The sequence below is a fragment of the Mesorhizobium sp. BR1-1-13 genome (assembly GCF_020165515.1).
Classification (GTDB): Bacteria; Pseudomonadota; Alphaproteobacteria; order Rhizobiales; family Rhizobiaceae; genus Mesorhizobium.
The window spans coordinates 64,525-80,802 of sequence record NZ_JAIUIH010000004.1 but is presented as its reverse complement, the minus strand read 5'-3'; the positions used below and the strand labels follow the sequence as shown (position 1 = coordinate 80,802).

11 protein-coding genes, 1 pseudogene and 1 riboswitch are annotated in these 16,278 nt (G+C 63.7%); of the genes and pseudogenes, 3 read left to right on the top strand and 9 right to left on the bottom strand.

Annotated elements, in window-relative coordinates:
- Positions 1–4: 4 nt before the first annotated feature.
- From gcvP to LB533_RS11075, 9 genes are all read right to left on the bottom strand, one after another.
- A complete protein-coding gene (gene gcvP, locus LB533_RS11115) occupies positions 5–2,815 on the bottom strand; it encodes an aminomethyl-transferring glycine dehydrogenase (protein ID WP_140638888.1) in 2,811 nt (936 codons plus the stop codon).
- 17 nt (positions 2,816–2,832) lie between these two features.
- The gene (gcvH, locus tag LB533_RS11110; protein WP_224677166.1) at positions 2,833–3,201 is read right to left on the bottom strand and encodes a glycine cleavage system protein GcvH; all 369 of its coding nucleotides are present in this window, start codon (positions 3,199–3,201) and stop codon (positions 2,833–2,835) included.
- Between the two features lie 7 nt (positions 3,202–3,208).
- Positions 3,209–4,306, bottom strand: coding sequence for a glycine cleavage system aminomethyltransferase GcvT (gene gcvT / locus LB533_RS11105; RefSeq protein WP_140638887.1), 1,098 nt, complete (start codon positions 4,304–4,306; stop codon positions 3,209–3,211).
- A 148-nt stretch (positions 4,307–4,454) separates the two neighbouring features.
- Positions 4,455–4,541: riboswitch (glycine riboswitch) on the bottom strand.
- A gap of 222 nt (positions 4,542–4,763) precedes the next feature.
- A complete protein-coding gene (locus LB533_RS11100) occupies positions 4,764–5,555 on the bottom strand; it encodes a molybdopterin-binding protein (protein ID WP_140638886.1) in 792 nt (263 codons plus the stop codon).
- Between the two features lies 1 nt (position 5,556).
- Positions 5,557–6,435, bottom strand: a complete 879-nt coding sequence (locus LB533_RS11095) for a cytochrome b/b6 domain-containing protein (protein WP_140639218.1) — start codon at positions 6,433–6,435, stop codon at positions 5,557–5,559.
- Positions 6,436–6,551: 116 nt separating this feature from the next.
- Positions 6,552–7,229 (bottom strand): DUF1345 domain-containing protein, encoded by a 678-nt coding sequence (locus tag LB533_RS11090; RefSeq protein ID WP_140638885.1) that lies wholly within the window; start codon positions 7,227–7,229, stop codon positions 6,552–6,554.
- 25 nt (positions 7,230–7,254) lie between these two features.
- Positions 7,255–7,722 carry a YaiI/YqxD family protein gene (locus LB533_RS11085; RefSeq protein ID WP_140638884.1) on the bottom strand — a complete coding sequence of 156 codons (468 nt, stop codon included), beginning with the start codon at positions 7,720–7,722 and terminating at the stop codon, positions 7,255–7,257.
- Positions 7,723–7,785: 63 nt separating this feature from the next.
- Complete coding sequence (gene gfa / locus LB533_RS11080; protein ID WP_140638883.1) at positions 7,786–8,355, bottom strand: S-(hydroxymethyl)glutathione synthase; 570 nt, start codon at positions 8,353–8,355, stop codon at positions 7,786–7,788.
- 63 nt (positions 8,356–8,418) lie between these two features.
- Entirely contained in the window at positions 8,419–9,546 is a 1,128-nt protein-coding gene (locus tag LB533_RS11075) for an S-(hydroxymethyl)glutathione dehydrogenase/class III alcohol dehydrogenase (protein WP_140638882.1), read from the bottom strand.
- A gap of 202 nt (positions 9,547–9,748) precedes the next feature.
- On the opposite strand from LB533_RS11075, the gene LB533_RS11070 reads away from it, so the two are divergent.
- From LB533_RS11070 to LB533_RS11060, 3 genes and pseudogenes are all read left to right on the top strand, one after another.
- A complete protein-coding gene (locus LB533_RS11070) occupies positions 9,749–11,761 on the top strand; it encodes an acetyl/propionyl/methylcrotonyl-CoA carboxylase subunit alpha (protein WP_140638881.1) in 2,013 nt (670 codons plus the stop codon).
- A gap of 112 nt (positions 11,762–11,873) precedes the next feature.
- Positions 11,874–15,401, top strand: coding sequence for a DNA polymerase III subunit alpha (gene dnaE / locus LB533_RS11065; protein ID WP_140638880.1), 3,528 nt, complete (start codon positions 11,874–11,876; stop codon positions 15,399–15,401).
- A gap of 67 nt (positions 15,402–15,468) precedes the next feature.
- Positions 15,469–16,271, top strand: a pseudogene (locus LB533_RS11060) (potassium channel family protein).
- Positions 16,272–16,278 lie beyond the last annotated feature (7 nt).

The following is a 16,278-nucleotide window of genomic DNA, read 5'->3' as shown; positions in this document are numbered from 1 at the left end:
GAGACTATTCGGCGGCGCCCAAATAGTCCGACAGCGGCGGGCAGGAACAGACCAGGTTGCGGTCTCCGGCGACATTGTCGATGCGCGATACCGGCGGCCAGTATTTCGCCGCCATGTCGGCGTCTCCGGCGGGGTAGGCCGCTTCCAGACGCGAATAGGGATGGCTCCACTGGCCGGCCAACGCCTCCGCGGCGGTGTGCGGCGCATTGACCAGGGGATTGTCAGCCAGGGGCCACTCGCCCCTCGCAACCTTGGCCGCTTCGCCCGCGATGGCGATCATCGCCTCGCAGAAGCGGTCGAGCTCGCGCTTGGGCTCGGATTCGGTCGGTTCCACCATCAGCGTGCCGGCGACCGGGAACGACATGGTCGGCGCATGGAAACCGTAATCGATCAAGCGTTTGGCGATGTCCTCGACACTGATGCCGGCGCTCTCCTTGAGCACGCGGGTGTCGAGGATACACTCATGGGCAACGCGGTCGCTCCTGCCCCTGTAAAGAAGCGGGAAGTGTGGGGCGAGCCGCGTCGCGACGTAGTTGGCCGAAACGATCGCCGTCTCGGTCGCCTGCTTCAGGCCGGAAGCGCCCATCATGCGGATGTACATCCAGGTGATGGGCAGAATGGAGGCGCTACCGAAAGGGGCGGCGGCCACGGCATGCGCGGAGCCTTCGGTGACATGGCCCGGCAGATAGGGCTTCAGATGCGCCCTGACGCCGATCGGGCCGACACCCGGGCCGCCGCCGCCATGGGGGATGCAGAAGGTCTTATGCAGGTTCATGTGGCAGACGTCGGCGCCGATGTCGCCCGGGCGGGCGAGGCCGACCAGGGCGTTGAGGTTGGCGCCGTCGAAATAGACCTGGCCGCCATGCTCATGAATGAGGGCACAGAGATGTCGCGCTCCCTCTTCATAGACGCCATGCGTCGAGGGATAGGTGAACATCAGCGCCGCGAGATTCCTGGAATGCTCGTTGGCCTTGGCCCTCATGTCGTCCATGTCGATATTACCGTCTTCCAGGCAGCGAACGACGACCACGCTCATGCCGGCCATCGCCGCGCTCGCCGGATTGGTGCCGTGCGCGGAGGACGGGATCAGGCAGACCGTGCGATGGCCCTCGCCGCGCGAGCGGTGATAGGCGCGGATGGCCAGCAATCCGGCATATTCGCCCTGGCTGCCGGCGTTGGGCTGGAGGCTTACCGCATCGAAGCCGGTAATCTCCGAAAGCCAGCCTTCGAGGTCATCGATCATGGCGCGGTAGCCTGCCGAGTGCGCGGCCGGTGCGAATGGGTGCATGTTGGCGATTTCAGGCCAACTCACCGGCATCATCTCGGCAGCGGCATTGAGCTTCATCGTGCAGGATCCCAGCGGGATCATCGCGCGGTCAAGCGCCAAGTCCTTGTCGGCCAGCCTGCGCAGGAAGCGCATCATCTCGGTTTCCGACTTGTTCTCGTGGAAGACTGGCTGGGTGAGAAACTCCTTGCCGCGCGGCTTGCCGGGCATGGTGGCGGCGGCCTCCACGCCTGGCTTTGCCCCAAACAAGGCGGCAATGGCCTCCAGGTCGGCTTCGTCAGAGGTCTCGTCGAAGGCGACGCCGACACGGTCGGCATCGATGACGCGCAGAAGCCGGCCGCCCTTTTCGGCGGCGGCGGCGATCTGTGCGGCCTTGCCCTTCGTCTCCACCGTCACCGTATCGAAGCGGCTCGTGCCGATTACCGGCAAGCCGCCCGCCTTGAGACCGGCCGCCAGGCGGTTGGCCAGTGTGTGGATGCGCCCGGCGATCGCCTGCAGGCCGGCGGGGCCGTGCCAGATGGCGTAGGCTGTCGCCATGTTGGCAAGCAGCGCCTGGGCGGTGCAGATGTTGGACGTCGCCTTGTCGCGGCGGATGTGCTGCTCGCGCGTCTGCAGGGCAAGCCTGTAGCCGGGACGGCCCTTGCTGTCGGTCGACTGGCCGACCAGGCGGCCGGGCATCAATCGGGTCAATTTGTCGGCAACTGCGCAGTAGGCGGCGTGCGGGCCGCCAAAGCCCATCGGCACGCCAAAGCGCTGCATCGGACCGACGGCAATGTCGGCGCCGAGTTTCGCAGGCGCGTCGGTCAGCGCCAGGCCGAGCGGGTCGGCGATGAAGACGACCAGCGCGCCGGCCGCGCGGGCCTTGTCGATGGCGGCCTTGTGGTCACCATAGACGCCGAAAGTGTCCGGCCAGGAGACGAGCAGGGCGGCTGTGTTGTCGTCGATCTCCTCGCCGTCGATCTCGATGCCGAGCGGTTCGGCGCGGGTGCGCGCCACATCCAGCGTCTGCGGGTGCGGCGTGCCGGCGAGAGCCACCTTGGTGCGCTTGTCGCGGTGATGGCGCAATGCGATGCCGATCGCTTCGGCGACCGCTGTCGCCTCGTCGAGCAACGAAGCCGACGCTACCGGCAGGCCGGTCAATTCCGCGACCAAGGTCTGGAAATTGAACAGCATTTCCAGGCGGCCCTGGCTGATCTCCGCCTGGTAGGGCGTATAGGCCGTGTACCAGGCCGGGTTCTCGAACAGGTTGCGCTGGATGACCGGCGGCACGTGGACGCCGTGATATCCGGCGCCGATGAAGCTCTTCAGCACCGTATTCCGGGCCATGGTCGCCGACAATTCGGCCAGCGCTTCGGCTTCGCTGGCCGGCGCGGGCAGGGACAGCGGCTGGTCGAGGCGGATCGATCTCGGCACGGCCTGGCTGATCAGCGTCTCGACCGAGGGCACGCCGATGACGGCCAGCATGGCTCTCACATCGGCAATGCCGGGTCCGATATGGCGGGCCGAGAAGGGGTAGGGTGCTGCGGTCATGTCAATGCGTCCTGATTTCAGCCGATATGGGCTTTGTAGGCGGCCTCATCCATGAGGCTGGCGAGCTGGCTTTCGCCGGCAAGCTTCATTTTCCACAGCCATCCGGCGCCGGTCGCTGCCGAATTGACCAGCGACGGATCGGACGAAAGCGTTGCGTTGGCCTCGGTGATCTCGCCGTCGACCGGCGCGTAGACGTCGGAGGCCGCCTTGACGGATTCGACCACGACGGCGGTGTCGCCCTTGGCGAGCTTCTTGCCTGTTTCGGGCAGTTCGACGAAAACGAGGTCGCCCAGCTGCTCCTGCGCGTAGTCGGTGATGCCGACGGTGGCGATGCCGCCCTCGACGCTGAGCCACTCGTGATCGGCGGTGAAATAGGTCTTTGCCATCTGAAAATTATCCTTTGCGATAGCGGTGCGGGACGAAGGGCAGGGAAGAAACGTCGACAGGTATCTTCGTTCCGCGTACGTCGGCGAAAACCCGAGTTCCGGGTTTTGCCAGCGGTGTCGGGACATAACCCATGGCGACGGGATGGCCGGCAGACGGGCCGAAGCCGCCCGAGGTGACGTGGCCGACGGGATTGCCGTCGGCATCAAAGAGCGTGGCGCCGGCGCGCACCGGCTGGCGGGCGTCCGGCCTCAGGCCGACGCGCTTCTGGGCGGTGCCGCGCTCGACGGCGGCGCGCAGCGCACCGGCGCCGATAAACGTGCCGTTGGCGCGGATGTCCTTCGGGATGGCCCACATCAGCGTCGCGCTTGCCGGATCGGTTTGCGCGGTGATGTCCTGGCCGTGCAGGCAGAGGCCGGCTTCCAGCCGCAGGCTGTCACGGGCGGCAAGGCCGATCCATAGCACGCGCTCGTCTTCGAGCAGCTTCGCGACGAGACCGCGCGCGTCTGCCTCAGGCAGGCCGATCTCAAAGCCGTCCTCGCCGGTGTAGCCGGACCGGCTCATGAACCAGTTCTTTCGCGGTTCGATGCCATGCATGAAAAGCAGCGACCCGGTCTCGATACCGGCGCGCGAAAGTGCCGCCCAGGCCTCGGGACCCTGGATGGCGAGGAAGACCCGGTCGAGCGGTTCGACCTTGACATCGAAGCCGGTCGCAAGGTCGCGCAAATGCTTCTCGTCGGCGATCGCATTGCCGGCATTGGCGACGATCATGAAGTTGCTATCGCCCAGCCGGGTGACGATCAGATCGTCCAGGATGCCCGCGGCCTCGTTCAGGAAAAACGTCAGCTTCGACTGTGAGATTTCGAGGGCGCCCGCATCGAGCGGACAGGCACGGTTGAGCAGGGGAATCGCGCCCGGCCCGCTGACCCTGAACAGTTTCATGTGCGAGATGTCGAACAGGCCCGCATGTTCACGGGTGTGAAGATGCTCCTTCATGACACCGGCCGGGTAGGTCAGCGGCATCGACCAGCCGGCAAAGGCGCCAAAGCGCGCACCGGCAGCTGCATGGACGTCTTCGAGAGGAAGGTGTTTGGTGTCGCCCGTCATGTGTTCTCCAGAGTCGCACGCAATCGGTCGCGAATGGCGACCAGTCCGTGCCCCTCTGTCTGAAGCCTGAGAGACTCGCGCCCCGTAACTCTGTCGGCAGCGCTTACACCTTCGGCGCGGGGGCAGGCCCCGACTTTCCAGAGTGTCTTTCCCGTCTACGGTTCTTTTGCCTGAGAGATTTCGGGCGATTTCCCCTTCGGCGACAGCTTTCGCTGCTCTCTCCCGCAAACAGGTAGGGCTCGCAAAAGCCCTCGACTCGTTATCCATAGCCCGTCAACGACAGATTGTCACCTGCCGGCGACCTGTTGCTGACAGTCTTCGCTAACCAGGCTGTTTGCTGGTCAAGACATGGCCGATATCGCTGGGATTGCGAGGCTGTGCGGGCCGGCCCAGCTCCTGACGACGAGGCAGGGCCGCTTAGGCAATGCCTGGCTCGGTAGCAGCGTGCCGATTGCGATCAGATCCCGCCATACCAGTCGTAGCCATTGTCTTCCCAATAACCGCCACGTCCGCCTCCTACGGCGGCGAAGCCGTCGACCAGCTCGATCTTGTAGAGATATTTCGGCATCTTGTAGCCGAGCTGGCGCTCGACCCGGACACGCAGCGGCGCGCCGTTCTCGACCGGCAGCGGCTTGCCGTTGACGCCGTAGGCCAGGATCGTTTGCGGGTGGCGGGCGTCGATGAGGTCGATGCTGCCGTAATATTTGATGTCGCCCGAAAGGCTGCGGTCGATCGTGTCCAGGCAATGGAACATGACGTAGCGCGCCTCGGGTTTGACCACCGCCTGGTCGAGCACCAGCGACAGCGGCGTGCCGGTCCATTTGGCGATGCAGCTCCAGCCTTCGACACAATCATGGCGGGTGATCTGCGTTCGGCTCGGCATGTTCATGAGCTGCTCGCGGGTCAGCGACAGCGGCTTTTCGACCAGACCCGAAACCGCCAGTCGCCAGTCGGCGAAGTTGTTGGCGAGCAGGGCCTTGTAGGTATCGTCGTCGGGTGACGTCACGCCGTTGGGGCGCATCGGCTGACGGATATCGGCTTCAGTGAACTCCGGCGCCAGCGAATCGCGGCCCGCGAGCAGACGTTGCGCGCGGTGCGTGAGATCGTTGGCGTTTTCGAGGAAGCTGCGCAGGCCGTCGCCCACGCCGAGCTGGCTGTCGAAGGCGTCGCACCCTGAAAGTGTGATGCCGGAAAGGCCAAGGCTGGCCGCGGTCAGGAATTTCCTGCGGTTGATCTCGAATTTTGCCATGTCAGGCGCTCCTTTCGGAGGATTTTGCGTGATGCGGCGGATCGGTCCGGTACCATCCGGTGACGATCGAGCGCAGTTCGTTGATCGGACCGGCGGCGACGATCATCAGAATATGGATGATGAAGAAACCAACGAGCAGCACCATGACGGTGAAATGGATGGTGCGCGCCGTCTGCCGGCCGCCGAGCAAGTCGTTGAGGAACGGCAGCACCGAATTCATGCTTGGCGACATTGCGAGCCCGGTGAGGATCATCAGCGGCAACAGCACGAACAGCACGCCGCCATAGGCCATTTTCTGCAGTGTGTTGTATTCGCGCGTGTGGTGGAACTTCAGCCTGGCGTGATTGGCGATATCCTGCGGCAGCCGCCTGAGATCGTCCAGGCGAGGGGCGAGGTCACGTCTGATGTGGCCGTTGGCCAGGCTGGCGACCAGCCATACAAGCAGCGTCGTCGTCAGCACCCAGGCGAAGAAGAAATGCACGACGCGTGCCGTTCCGAGGTCGTAGTATGACGGGATCGTCGCCCAGGAGGGGAAGGCGCGGGGCGTCTCCTGTCCTGCCGCCCCGGACCAGCCGAGCACGCCAGTGGTGTCGAAGCGGTGTCCGAGGATTTCTGTATAGCCGCGCGGCCCGGCATTCGTGTTCTCGGCGCCGATAGCCAAGATGGTGTTGTTGTAGTCGAAGCCGGACTGCTTGCCGAGATAGAGCTGCGGACGGGCGTTGAAGATCTGGAGGCCGGAAAGCAGCATGAAGAATAGCGAGATGGCCCACAGCCAGTGCGTCAGCCGCGTCCAGGCCGATTGCCGGTAGATCAATGTCGTGGCCTTCGGAGCGTCACTGTCCGCGCTGGCGGCGGGTTGGTTCATGGCAACCGATTCCATCTGGTCTCGCTTCCTGGCCGTTCCATCCGGCGCGGCCGCTGTTCGCATCATTCTCCTCCTGATACGTCGCCAGCCAAGCCGATGTTTCATCGATCACGAAAATATCAGATCTAAGCTCAAGGCCCGCCCAGGCTGACGGCGAGATTGACGGCGGCGGCGACGATGACCGTGTTGAAGAAGAACGAAAGGATCGAATGAACAAGCACGACGCGGCGCATGTGGGTTGTCGAGATGTTGGTGTCGGCGGTCTGCGCCGTCATGCCGATGACCGTCGAGAAGTACAGAAAATCCCAGCCTTCCGGCCGTTTGTCGCCGGGGAACAGCAAGCCGCCGACCGGGATTTTCTTCTTGGTTCCGGCATCGACCAGGTCGCCGTCCATCCAGTACACATGCGCATAGTGCAACGCCGCCATGGCGTGGATTGTGAACCAGCCGAGGGGTATCGACAGCAGCGCGAAGGTGAGCTCGATGGGATGGCCCTTGTCCTTCTGGTTGATCAGCAGGAACAATGAGACAAGGGCAACGCCAACGACGACGAGCGTTACGGCGAAGATGACCAGAACGGGCTGATCGGTGGCGCGCGCATTCTTGCTGAGATAGGTGCCAGTGAATTTGGGCATCTGCGCGACAACCAGCGTGACATAGGCGGCAAAAAAAGCGTTGGCGCCGATCGAATAAGCGAGCGGCGCGTGAAGCAGCAACGCCATCAGAAGCGCAAAGACGCCGACACAAGCCGACACCGCGAACAGCATGTGCCGGTGCATGGGCGTCCTGGACGGGATTTCGGCGGCCATGACGGTTCCGAATGGCGCTGGGCTTCTACTGCGGTGTGGCGGATTTCAGCGCACGCCGCAAGATGCGGTCGAGTTCGCCGAGAAACCGGGAGCGGTCCTGCGGCGCGAAGCTGGCATTGTAGCCCTTGCTTTCGCCGGTCTCGCGCAGATGCTGTTTGAGGTCGCGCATCGCCACCGCCATGCCAATCGTTTCCGGCGTGAAGGGGCGCCCGGTTGGGCCGAGCACATGCGCGCCGAGCGCCACCGTGCGTGCGGCCAGTGGAATGTCCGCGGTCACCACGATGTCGTTGGGTTTTGCGTTTTCGACGATCCAGTCGTCGGCAGCGTCGGCGCTTTTGGAGACGACGACATTGCGGATCATCGGATCGCGGGAAGGACGCAGGCCGCCATTGGAAACGTAGGTGACGACGACGCCGTGGCGCTCGGCAACCCTTTCCACTTCGGCTTTGACCGGGCAAGCGTCTGCGTCGACGAGGATGGCGGGTGCGGGCATTGTCTCTCCAATGAGCATGGGGCCGGTAACCCGTCCGGCCCCATGCTCAAGATCTCATGATCGTCAGGCCGGAAGCGCTCCCGACCTCTTGGCGGTCCAGGTGGCGATATAATCCATCAGGCCGGGGTTGAGGCAATCGTAAGGTTCGAGCCCGATCGACTTCAGCTGGCCGCGAATGCCGTCCATGCGGCTCGGGTCCACACCGGATTCGATGATCGAAGAAACAAAGGCGGTAAAGCCCGGCGGCGACCAGCCATCCTCCTCGAAGCGCTCGGGATGGATGAAGGACAGGCCCTTGAACGGATGGTCGCGCTCGACGGGTCCATGCATATGGACGCCGCAGCCGGTGCAGGCATGGCGCTGGATCAGCGCTGAGGGGTCAACCACCTTCAGCTTGTCGCCGTTCTCGGTTACGGTCACGTCGGCGGTCCCGGCTACCGCCACCACCGAGAAGATCGCTCCTTCGGGCTTCCAGCATTTGGTGCAGCCGCAAGCGTGGTTGTGGGCGATCTGACCCTTTACCTTCACCTTGACCGGATTGCTGGTACAGGCGCAGACCAGCGTGCCGCCGGTAAAGCTCGCACTCTCCCTGGGCAGACCATTGTCGATTTTCGGATGCAGTTTTTCCGCCATGCTTTCTCCTCCCGTTTTTGACCACAAAGGTCGGGGGCCGTTGCCCGCGGCGTGTGGCCGCCCTCAATAAACCACGACACTCCTGATCGACTTGCCCTCATGCATGAGGTCGAACCCCTTGTTGATGTCCTCGAGCTTGAGCGTGTGGGTGATCATCGGGTCGATCTCGATCTTGCCGTCCATGTACCAGTCGACGATCCTGGGCACGTCGGTGCGGCCGCGCGCGCCGCCGAAGGCGGTGCCCATCCAGGTCCGGCCGGTAACCAGCTGGAAGGGCCGGGTCGAGATCTCCTGGCCGGCGCCGGCGACGCCGATGACCACCGACTTGCCCCAGCCGCGATGCGAAGCTTCCAGCGCCTGGCGCATCACCTTGGTGTTGCCGGTGCAGTCGAACGTGTAGTCGGCGCCACCGATCTGGTCGGCGCCCCGCTTGGTCATGTTGACCAGGTAAGGCACGATGTCGCCGTCGATCTCCTTCGGATTGACGAAATGCGTCATGCCGAATTTTTCGCCCCAGGCTCGTCTGTCGTTGTTGAGATCGACACCGATGATCATGTCGGCGCCGGCAAGCCTCAGGCCCTGGATGACATTCAGCCCGATGCCGCCGAGGCCGAAGACCACCGCGGTCGCGCCTTGCTCGACCTTGGCGGTGTTGATGACGGCACCCACGCCGGTGGTCACCCCGCAGCCGATGTAGCAGATCTTGTCGAAGGGCGCGTCGGGATTGACCTTGGCGACCGCGATCTCCGGCAGCACGGTAAAGTTGGAGAAGGTCGAGCAGCCCATATAGTGAAACAATTTCTCGCCCTCAATCGAGAAGCGCGAAGTGCCGTCCGGCATCAGGCCTTGGCCCTGCGTGGCGCGGATGGCGGTGCACAGATTGGTCTTCCGCGACAAACAGGACGGGCACTGCCGGCATTCGGGCGTATAGAGCGGGATCACATGGTCGCCCTTTTTGACCGAGGTGACGCCCTTGCCGACATCGACCACCACGCCGGCGCCCTCATGGCCGAGAATGGCCGGGAACAGGCCCTCGGGATCGGCACCCGACAGCGTGAACTCGTCGGTGTGGCAGATGCCGGTCGCCTTGATCTCGACCAGCACCTCGCCCTCGCGCGGACCGTCAAGGTCGACCTCCATGATCTCAAGCGGCTTTCCGGCAGCAACGGCAACGGCGGCGCGGGTTTTCATCTGGCAATCCTCCAACGCAATTTTGCGCTCAGGCTTTCAGGTTTTGGCCTGCTCATCAACCGTCAGATGAGACGAAATATCGGCTTTCTTGACGCAGGTAGCACACCCTTGACCGCAGGCGTTCGTGCCACGCACACGGTACTTGAGACATAGCGACATAATACATAGAACTGGACCGTCCGCAGGAGGGGAATTTGCCCGCATGTTCACCAAAATCCTGATCGCCAACCGTGGCGAGATCGCCTGCCGCGTCATCAAGACCGCGCGCAGGATGGGCATCGCCACGGTCGCTGTCTATTCCGACGCCGATCGCGATGCCGTGCATGTCGAGATGGCCGACGAGGCGGTGCATATCGGACCGTCGCCAGCCGCGCAGAGCTATCTCGTGCCTGAGAAAATCATCGCGGCGTGCAAGGCGACCGGCGCTCAGGCTGTGCATCCCGGCTATGGCTTCCTGTCTGAGCGCGCATCCTTCTGCGAGGCGCTAGAGAAGGAGGGCATCGTCTTCATCGGGCCGAAGCCGAAGGCCATCAAGGCCATGGGCGACAAAATCGAATCGAAGAAATTCGCCAACGCCGCCAATGTTTCGACGGTTCCCGGCTGGCTCGGCGTCGTCGAGAACGCCGACCACGCTCAGAAGATCGCCGGAGAGATCGGCTATCCCGTGATGATCAAGGCCTCGGCCGGCGGCGGCGGTAAGGGCATGCGCATCGCCTGGAACCGATCGGAAGTGCGCGACGGCTTCGACCGGGCGCGTTCGGAGGCCAAGAGCTCGTTCGGCGACGATCGCGTGTTCATCGAGAAGTTCATCGTCGATCCACGCCACATCGAGATCCAGGTGCTGGCCGACGCGCATGGCAACGCACTCTATCTCGGCGAGCGCGAATGCTCGATCCAGCGCCGCAACCAGAAGGTAGCCGAGGAGGCGCCATCGCCTTTTCTCGATGCCAGGACGCGTAAGGCCATGGGCGAGCAGTCGGTGGCGCTGGCCAGGGCCGTCGACTACCAGAGCGCCGGCACGGTGGAATTCATCGTCGACGCTGAGAAAAACTTCTATTTTCTTGAAATGAATACACGATTGCAGGTCGAGCATCCGGTGACGGAGCTTGTCACCGGTGTCGATCTGGTCGAGCAGATGATCCGTGTGGCAGCCGGCGAGAAGCTCGCCTTGAAGCAAAGCGACGTGAAACTGAATGGCTGGGCGGTGGAGAGCCGGCTTTATGCCGAGGATCCCTACCGCAACTTCCTGCCGTCGATCGGTCGCCTGACGCGCTATCGACCGCCACAGGAAGGGCAAGTCGGCGACGTCGTCATCCGCAACGACACCGGCGTCACCGAGGGATCGGAGATTTCGATGTTCTACGACCCGATGATTGCCAAGCTGTGCACCTGGGCGCCGACCCGGCTGGAGGCAATCGACGCGATGTCCGAAGCGTTGGACAGTTTTGTCGTCGACGGCATCGAGCACAACATTCCATTCCTGGCGGCGCTCATGCAGCATCCGCGCTGGCGGGAAGGGCGGATTTCGACCGGATTCATCGCGGAGGAATATCCCGACGGCTTTGCGCCGATCCTGCCCGATCATGACGACAAGGCCGTGTTGGCGGCGGTCGCCACCGTGATCGAATTGCTGCGCCGCGACCGGCTCGACCGGCTGGGCGGGCGCTTGGCGCCGCATTCGGGAACACTCAAGCGCGACTGGGTGGTGAAGATTGGCAAGGACTATTTGTCCGCGTGCATCCTGGAGGGCATGATCTCCATTCCGATGGAAGTCGACTTGTCCATCGAGGGCGGCAAGCCGCTGACGGTTTCATCGGCCTGGCGGCCGGGCGAACTGGTCTGGCGCGGCATCGTCGGCGGGCGTGAAATGGTGGCGCAACTGCGCCCGGCGCCAAACGGCCTTCGCATCGCCTGGAAAGGGCTTTCGGTGACGGCGCGCGCCATGCTGCCGCGCATTGCCGCGCTGGAAAGGCTGATGCCGGAAAAGCTGGCGCCCGACACGTCCAACCTGCTGCTATGTCCCATGCCCGGCCTCGTCGTGTCGATCGCCGTCGCCGAGGGCCAGGAGGTCAAGGCCGGCGAGACTCTGGCCGTCGTCGAGGCGATGAAGATGGAGAACGTGCTGCGCGCCGAGCGCGATCTCGTGGTGGCGAAACTCAACGCCAAGCCGGGCGACAGCCTGGCCGTCGACGCAGTGATCATGGAATTCGCCTGAAGCGGGGCGGGCGGAAGCCTGTGGCCGATGTTCGTTTGTGCTGGACTGGCATCGCCCGGTGCCGGACAATACATCTTGATCGACTCAAGTCCTTCGGGAAACGCGAAAAACCATGGCGGATGATAGACTTCCACGCGACCCCTTGCTGCGCGAAGCGGCCGTGAAGGCGGCGGCGCCCGAAGCGCCGGCGCGTCCTTTCGTGCATCTTCGCGTGCATTCGGCCTATTCGCTGCTGGAAGGCGCGCTCCAGCTCGGGAAGATCGTCGGCCATGCGGTCAAGGACGAGTGTCCGGCTATCGCGGTCACCGATACCAACAATCTGTTCGGCGCGCTCGAATTCGCGCAGAAGGCGGTGAAGGACGGCATCCAGCCGATCATCGGCTGCCAGATCGCGCTCGCCTTTTCCGGCGAGAACGTTGACGGCCAGCGCGACCGCCGACGGCAGGGGCCCGAGATGCGACCAGTCGTGCTTATCGCGGCGACCGAAGCCGGCTATTCCAATCTGGTCAGGCTGGTGAGCCGCGTTTACCTGGAGACGCCGCCCGGCGAGGCGGTGCATCTGACCAGCGAGATGCTGGAGGGCCAGGCCGAGGGGTTGATCTGCCTCAGCGGCGGTCCCCGCGGCCCTATCGGCGCGGCTCTGAAGGAGGATCGACGCGATCTCGCGGAGACCCGGCTGTCGACCCTGAAAGCCCTGTTCGGCGATCGGCTCTATGTCGAACTGGAACGAGTTTCCGGTTACGACCGGCTGATAGAACATTCCACGATCGATCTCGCCTATGCCCACGAATTGCCGCTCGTCGCCACCAACGAGGCGTTCTTCTCGTCGCGCGACGACTATGAGGCGCATGATGCGCTGATCGCCATAGCGGAGGGCTCGGTCGTCGCCGTGGACAATCGCCGCCGGCTTTCGCCGGACAATTTCCTGCGTAGCCAGGCTGAGATGGCAGCGTTGTTCGCCGACCTGCCGGAAGCGATCGACAACACGGTCGAGATCGCGTTGCGCTGCTCCTATTATCCGAAAACCCGCAGCCCGATCCTGCCGCGATTCACCGGCGGCGACGCGTCCGACAAGGACGCAGCCGAGAAGGCCGAGGCCGCCGAACTCGCCCGCCAGGCGCGTGAAGGGCTGGAGGCCCGGCTTGCCGCGCACGGACCGACGCCGGGGTATACGGTCGAGCAATACCGCGAGAGGCTCGAATTCGAGCTCGGCATCATCGAGAAGATGAAATTCCCGGGCTACTTCCTGATCGTTGCCGACTTCATCAAATGGGCCAAGTCGCAAGGCATTCCAGTGGGGCCGGGGCGCGGCTCGGGTGCGGGCTCGCTGGTCGCCTATTCCACCACCATCACCGACATCGATCCGCTGCGTTTCTCGCTGCTGTTCGAGCGCTTCCTCAATCCGGACCGCGTGTCGATGCCCGATTTCGACATCGACTTCTGCCAGGACCGCCGCGAAGAGGTGATCCGCTACGTCCAGCAGAAATATGGACGCGACCAGGTCGGCCAGATCATCACCTTTGGAACGCTGCAAGCCCGCGCCGTGCTGCGCGACGTCGGCCGCGTGCTGCAGATGCCTTACGGCCAGGTCGATAAGCTGTCCAAGATGGTGCCGCAGAACCCGGCCAATCCGGTAAAACTGGCGGACGCCATCGCCAACGAGCCGCGTTTCGCCGAGGAGGCCGAAAAGGAGCCGATCGTCCAGACGCTGCTCGACATGGCACAGAAGCTGGAAGGCCTTTATCGCCACGCGTCGACGCACGCCGCCGGCATCGTCATCGGGGACCGGCCGCTGTCGGAGCTGGTGCCGATGTACCGCGATCCTCGTTCGGACATGCCGGTCACCCAGTTCAACATGAAATATGTCGAGCAGGCCGGGCTCGTGAAGTTCGACTTTCTCGGCCTGAAGACGCTGACCGTGCTGGAGACGGCGGTGAAGCTGATTCGCCGCCGCGGCATCGACATCGACCTGGCGACGATCCCGCTCGACGATCCCGACACCTACGCGATGCTGTCGCGCGGCGAAGTGGTCGGCGTGTTCCAGGTGGAAAGTGCCGGCATGCGCAAGGCGCTGATCGGCATGCGACCCGACTGCATCGAGGACATCATCGCGCTGGTGGCGCTCTACCGGCCGGGGCCGATGGAGAACATCCCGACCTACAACGCCAGAAAGCATGGCGAGGAGGAGATGGCGTCGATCCATCCCAAGATCGACCATCTGGTGAAGGAAACGCAAGGCGTCATCGTCTACCAGGAACAGGTGATGCAGATCGCGCAGGAGCTGTCCGGCTATTCGCTCGGCGAAGCCGACCTTCTGCGCCGTGCCATGGGCAAGAAGATCCGCGCCGAGATGGACAAGCAGCGTGAGCGCTTTGTCTCGGGCGCGGTCGAACGTGGCGTCGCAAAGCCGCAGGCCGACTTCATCTTCGATCTGCTGGCAAAGTTCGCCGACTACGGTTTCAACAAATCGCACGCGGCCGCCTACGCCGTCGTCTCCTACCAGACCGCCTATCTCAAGGCGCATTATCCGGTCGAATTCCTGGCGGCGTCGATGACGCTCGACATGGGCAACACCGACAAGCTCGCCGACTTTCGCCAGGATGCGCTGCGCCTCGGCATCGAGGTGGTGGCGCCGTCGGTGATATCAAGCTTTCGTCCCTTCGAGGTCGGCGAGAACCGCATCTACTATTCGATGGCCGCGCTCAAGGGCGTCGGCGACGCGGCGGTTGAGCATATCGTCGCCATGCGCGGCGAGAAGCCGTTCAAGAGCCTGGCCGATTTCTGCGAAAGGGTCGATCCGAAAATCGTCGGCAAGCGCGTCTTCGAAAGCCTGATCATGGCCGGAGCGCTAGACTGTTTCGGCCATGACCGCGCCGCGATGATGGCTGGCGTCGAGCGGATGATGGGGCTGGCGTCACTGGCGCAGCAGAACGCCGTCTCAGGCCAGGCCGACATTTTCGGCGCGTCTCTAGGGGCACAGTCGCAGGCGCTCAACTTGCCCGTGACCGAACCGTGGCTCGCCGCCGACCGCCTGCACCGCGAATTCCAGGTGGTCGGTTTCTATCTCTCCGCCCATCCGCTGGACGAGTACAAGGCGGCGCTGCAGAAGATGCGGGTGCAGAACTGGGCGGAGTTTTCGGCCGCGGTCAAGCGCGGTGCCACCGCAGGGCGCCTCGCCGGCACCGTGACCACCAAGCAGGAGCGCAAGACGCGGACCGGCAACAAGATGGGCGTGGTGCAGTTCTCGGACACGTCCGGCCAGTATGAGGCGGTGCTGTTTTCCGAAGGATTGGCGCAGTATCGCGACATGCTGGAGCCGGGCCGCTCCGTCGTCATCACCGTGGCGGCGGAAGACAGGCCGGAAGGCGTCAACCTGCGCATACAGACCGTGCAGTCGCTTGAGGACGAGGCCAGCCGCATCCAGAAGGCGCTGCGCATCTTCGTCAGAAACGATGCGCCTGCCTCGATCATTCAGTCGCAGCTTACCCAGCGCGGTGAAAGTCAGGTGAGCATCATCGTTATCAAGGAAGAAGCGCAGGGCGAGGTGGAGATTGCCCTGCAGGGGGGCTACCGCGTCTCGCCGCAAATCGCCTCGGCGATGCGCGCCGTGCCAGGCGTGGTCGAAGTGGAGCTGGTGTGATCGCCCCGTCCGGGGACTGGTGGCAATCCGCCGGGCGGCATCCGCCGCTCAAATCACCGCAATTGCCATGAAGACGAAAGACAGCGACGGATTGCAGGACCGTTCCACAACGGCGCGGCTGCGCGACACGTTGCGCAAGCTCTACCACGGCCGCACGCCGGCGGCCTTTTGGTTTCAGCTGGTTGCGATCATCATCGACCTAGCCATCATCGCCTTCTTCATCGCAACGCCCGTCATCCAGCAGTCGGCCTCATTCCTGTGGCTCGACTATGCGGTGGCGGCTCTGGTCGCCGCCGACCTGGTTGCCAGGCTGCTTGCCTCGAATGACATGCTGCGGCTGATGAAGCAGCCGACCTCCTGGGTGGACATTTTCATCCTTTTGACGCTGCTGATGCCGACGGCGCTCGCCAATCTCGGCTTTCTGCGTATCCTGCGGCTATGGTCGCTGTCGCGCAGCGGTTCGCTCTGGCGCCATTTCGAGATGCAGGGCCTGCGGCCCTGGCGCGAAGCGAGCCACGCGGTGATCAATCTCTTGACGTTCCTCTTCGTGATCACCGGTTTCGTCTACACTTTCTTCTTCCGCAGCGGAGCGGGCTGGAAAGCTACATCGACGCGCTTTACTTTACCGTCGCGACGGTAACCACGACCGGGTTCGGCGACATCGTGCTGCCGGGAATGGCCGGCAAACTGACGGCGATCGTGACCATGATCATCGGCATATCGCTGTTCGTCAGGCTGGCGCAGGCGATCTTCCGACCGGCCAAGGTGTTCTTTCCCTGTCCACAATGCGGCCTGCAACGGCACGAGCCGGACGCCGTTCACTGCAAGGCCTGCGGCCACCTCCTCAACATACCCGACAGTGGTGATTGAGGGGAGG

Coding starts and splice junctions, on each gene's coding strand:
- gcvH (WP_224677166.1), bottom strand. CDS start 3,201: ATGGCAAAGACCTATTTCACCGCCGATCACGAGTGGCTCAGCGTCGAG.
- LB533_RS11100 (WP_140638886.1), bottom strand. CDS start 5,555: ATGGCAAAATTCGAGATCAACCGCAGGAAATTCCTGACCGCGGCCAGC.
- gcvT (WP_140638887.1), bottom strand. CDS start 4,306: ATGACGGGCGACACCAAACACCTTCCTCTCGAAGACGTCCATGCAGCT.
- LB533_RS11075 (WP_140638882.1), bottom strand. CDS start 9,546: ATGAAAACCCGCGCCGCCGTTGCCGTTGCTGCCGGAAAGCCGCTTGAG.
- LB533_RS11090 (WP_140638885.1), bottom strand. CDS start 7,229: ATGGCCGCCGAAATCCCGTCCAGGACGCCCATGCACCGGCACATGCTG.
- LB533_RS11070 (WP_140638881.1), top strand. CDS start 9,749: ATGTTCACCAAAATCCTGATCGCCAACCGTGGCGAGATCGCCTGCCGC.
- dnaE (WP_140638880.1), top strand. CDS start 11,874: ATGGCGGATGATAGACTTCCACGCGACCCCTTGCTGCGCGAAGCGGCC.
- gfa (WP_140638883.1), bottom strand. CDS start 8,355: ATGGCGGAAAAACTGCATCCGAAAATCGACAATGGTCTGCCCAGGGAG.
- gcvP (WP_140638888.1), bottom strand. CDS start 2,815: ATGACCGCAGCACCCTACCCCTTCTCGGCCCGCCATATCGGACCCGGC.
- LB533_RS11095 (WP_140639218.1), bottom strand. CDS start 6,435: ATGGAATCGGTTGCCATGAACCAACCCGCCGCCAGCGCGGACAGTGAC.
- LB533_RS11085 (WP_140638884.1), bottom strand. CDS start 7,722: ATGCCCGCACCCGCCATCCTCGTCGACGCAGACGCTTGCCCGGTCAAA.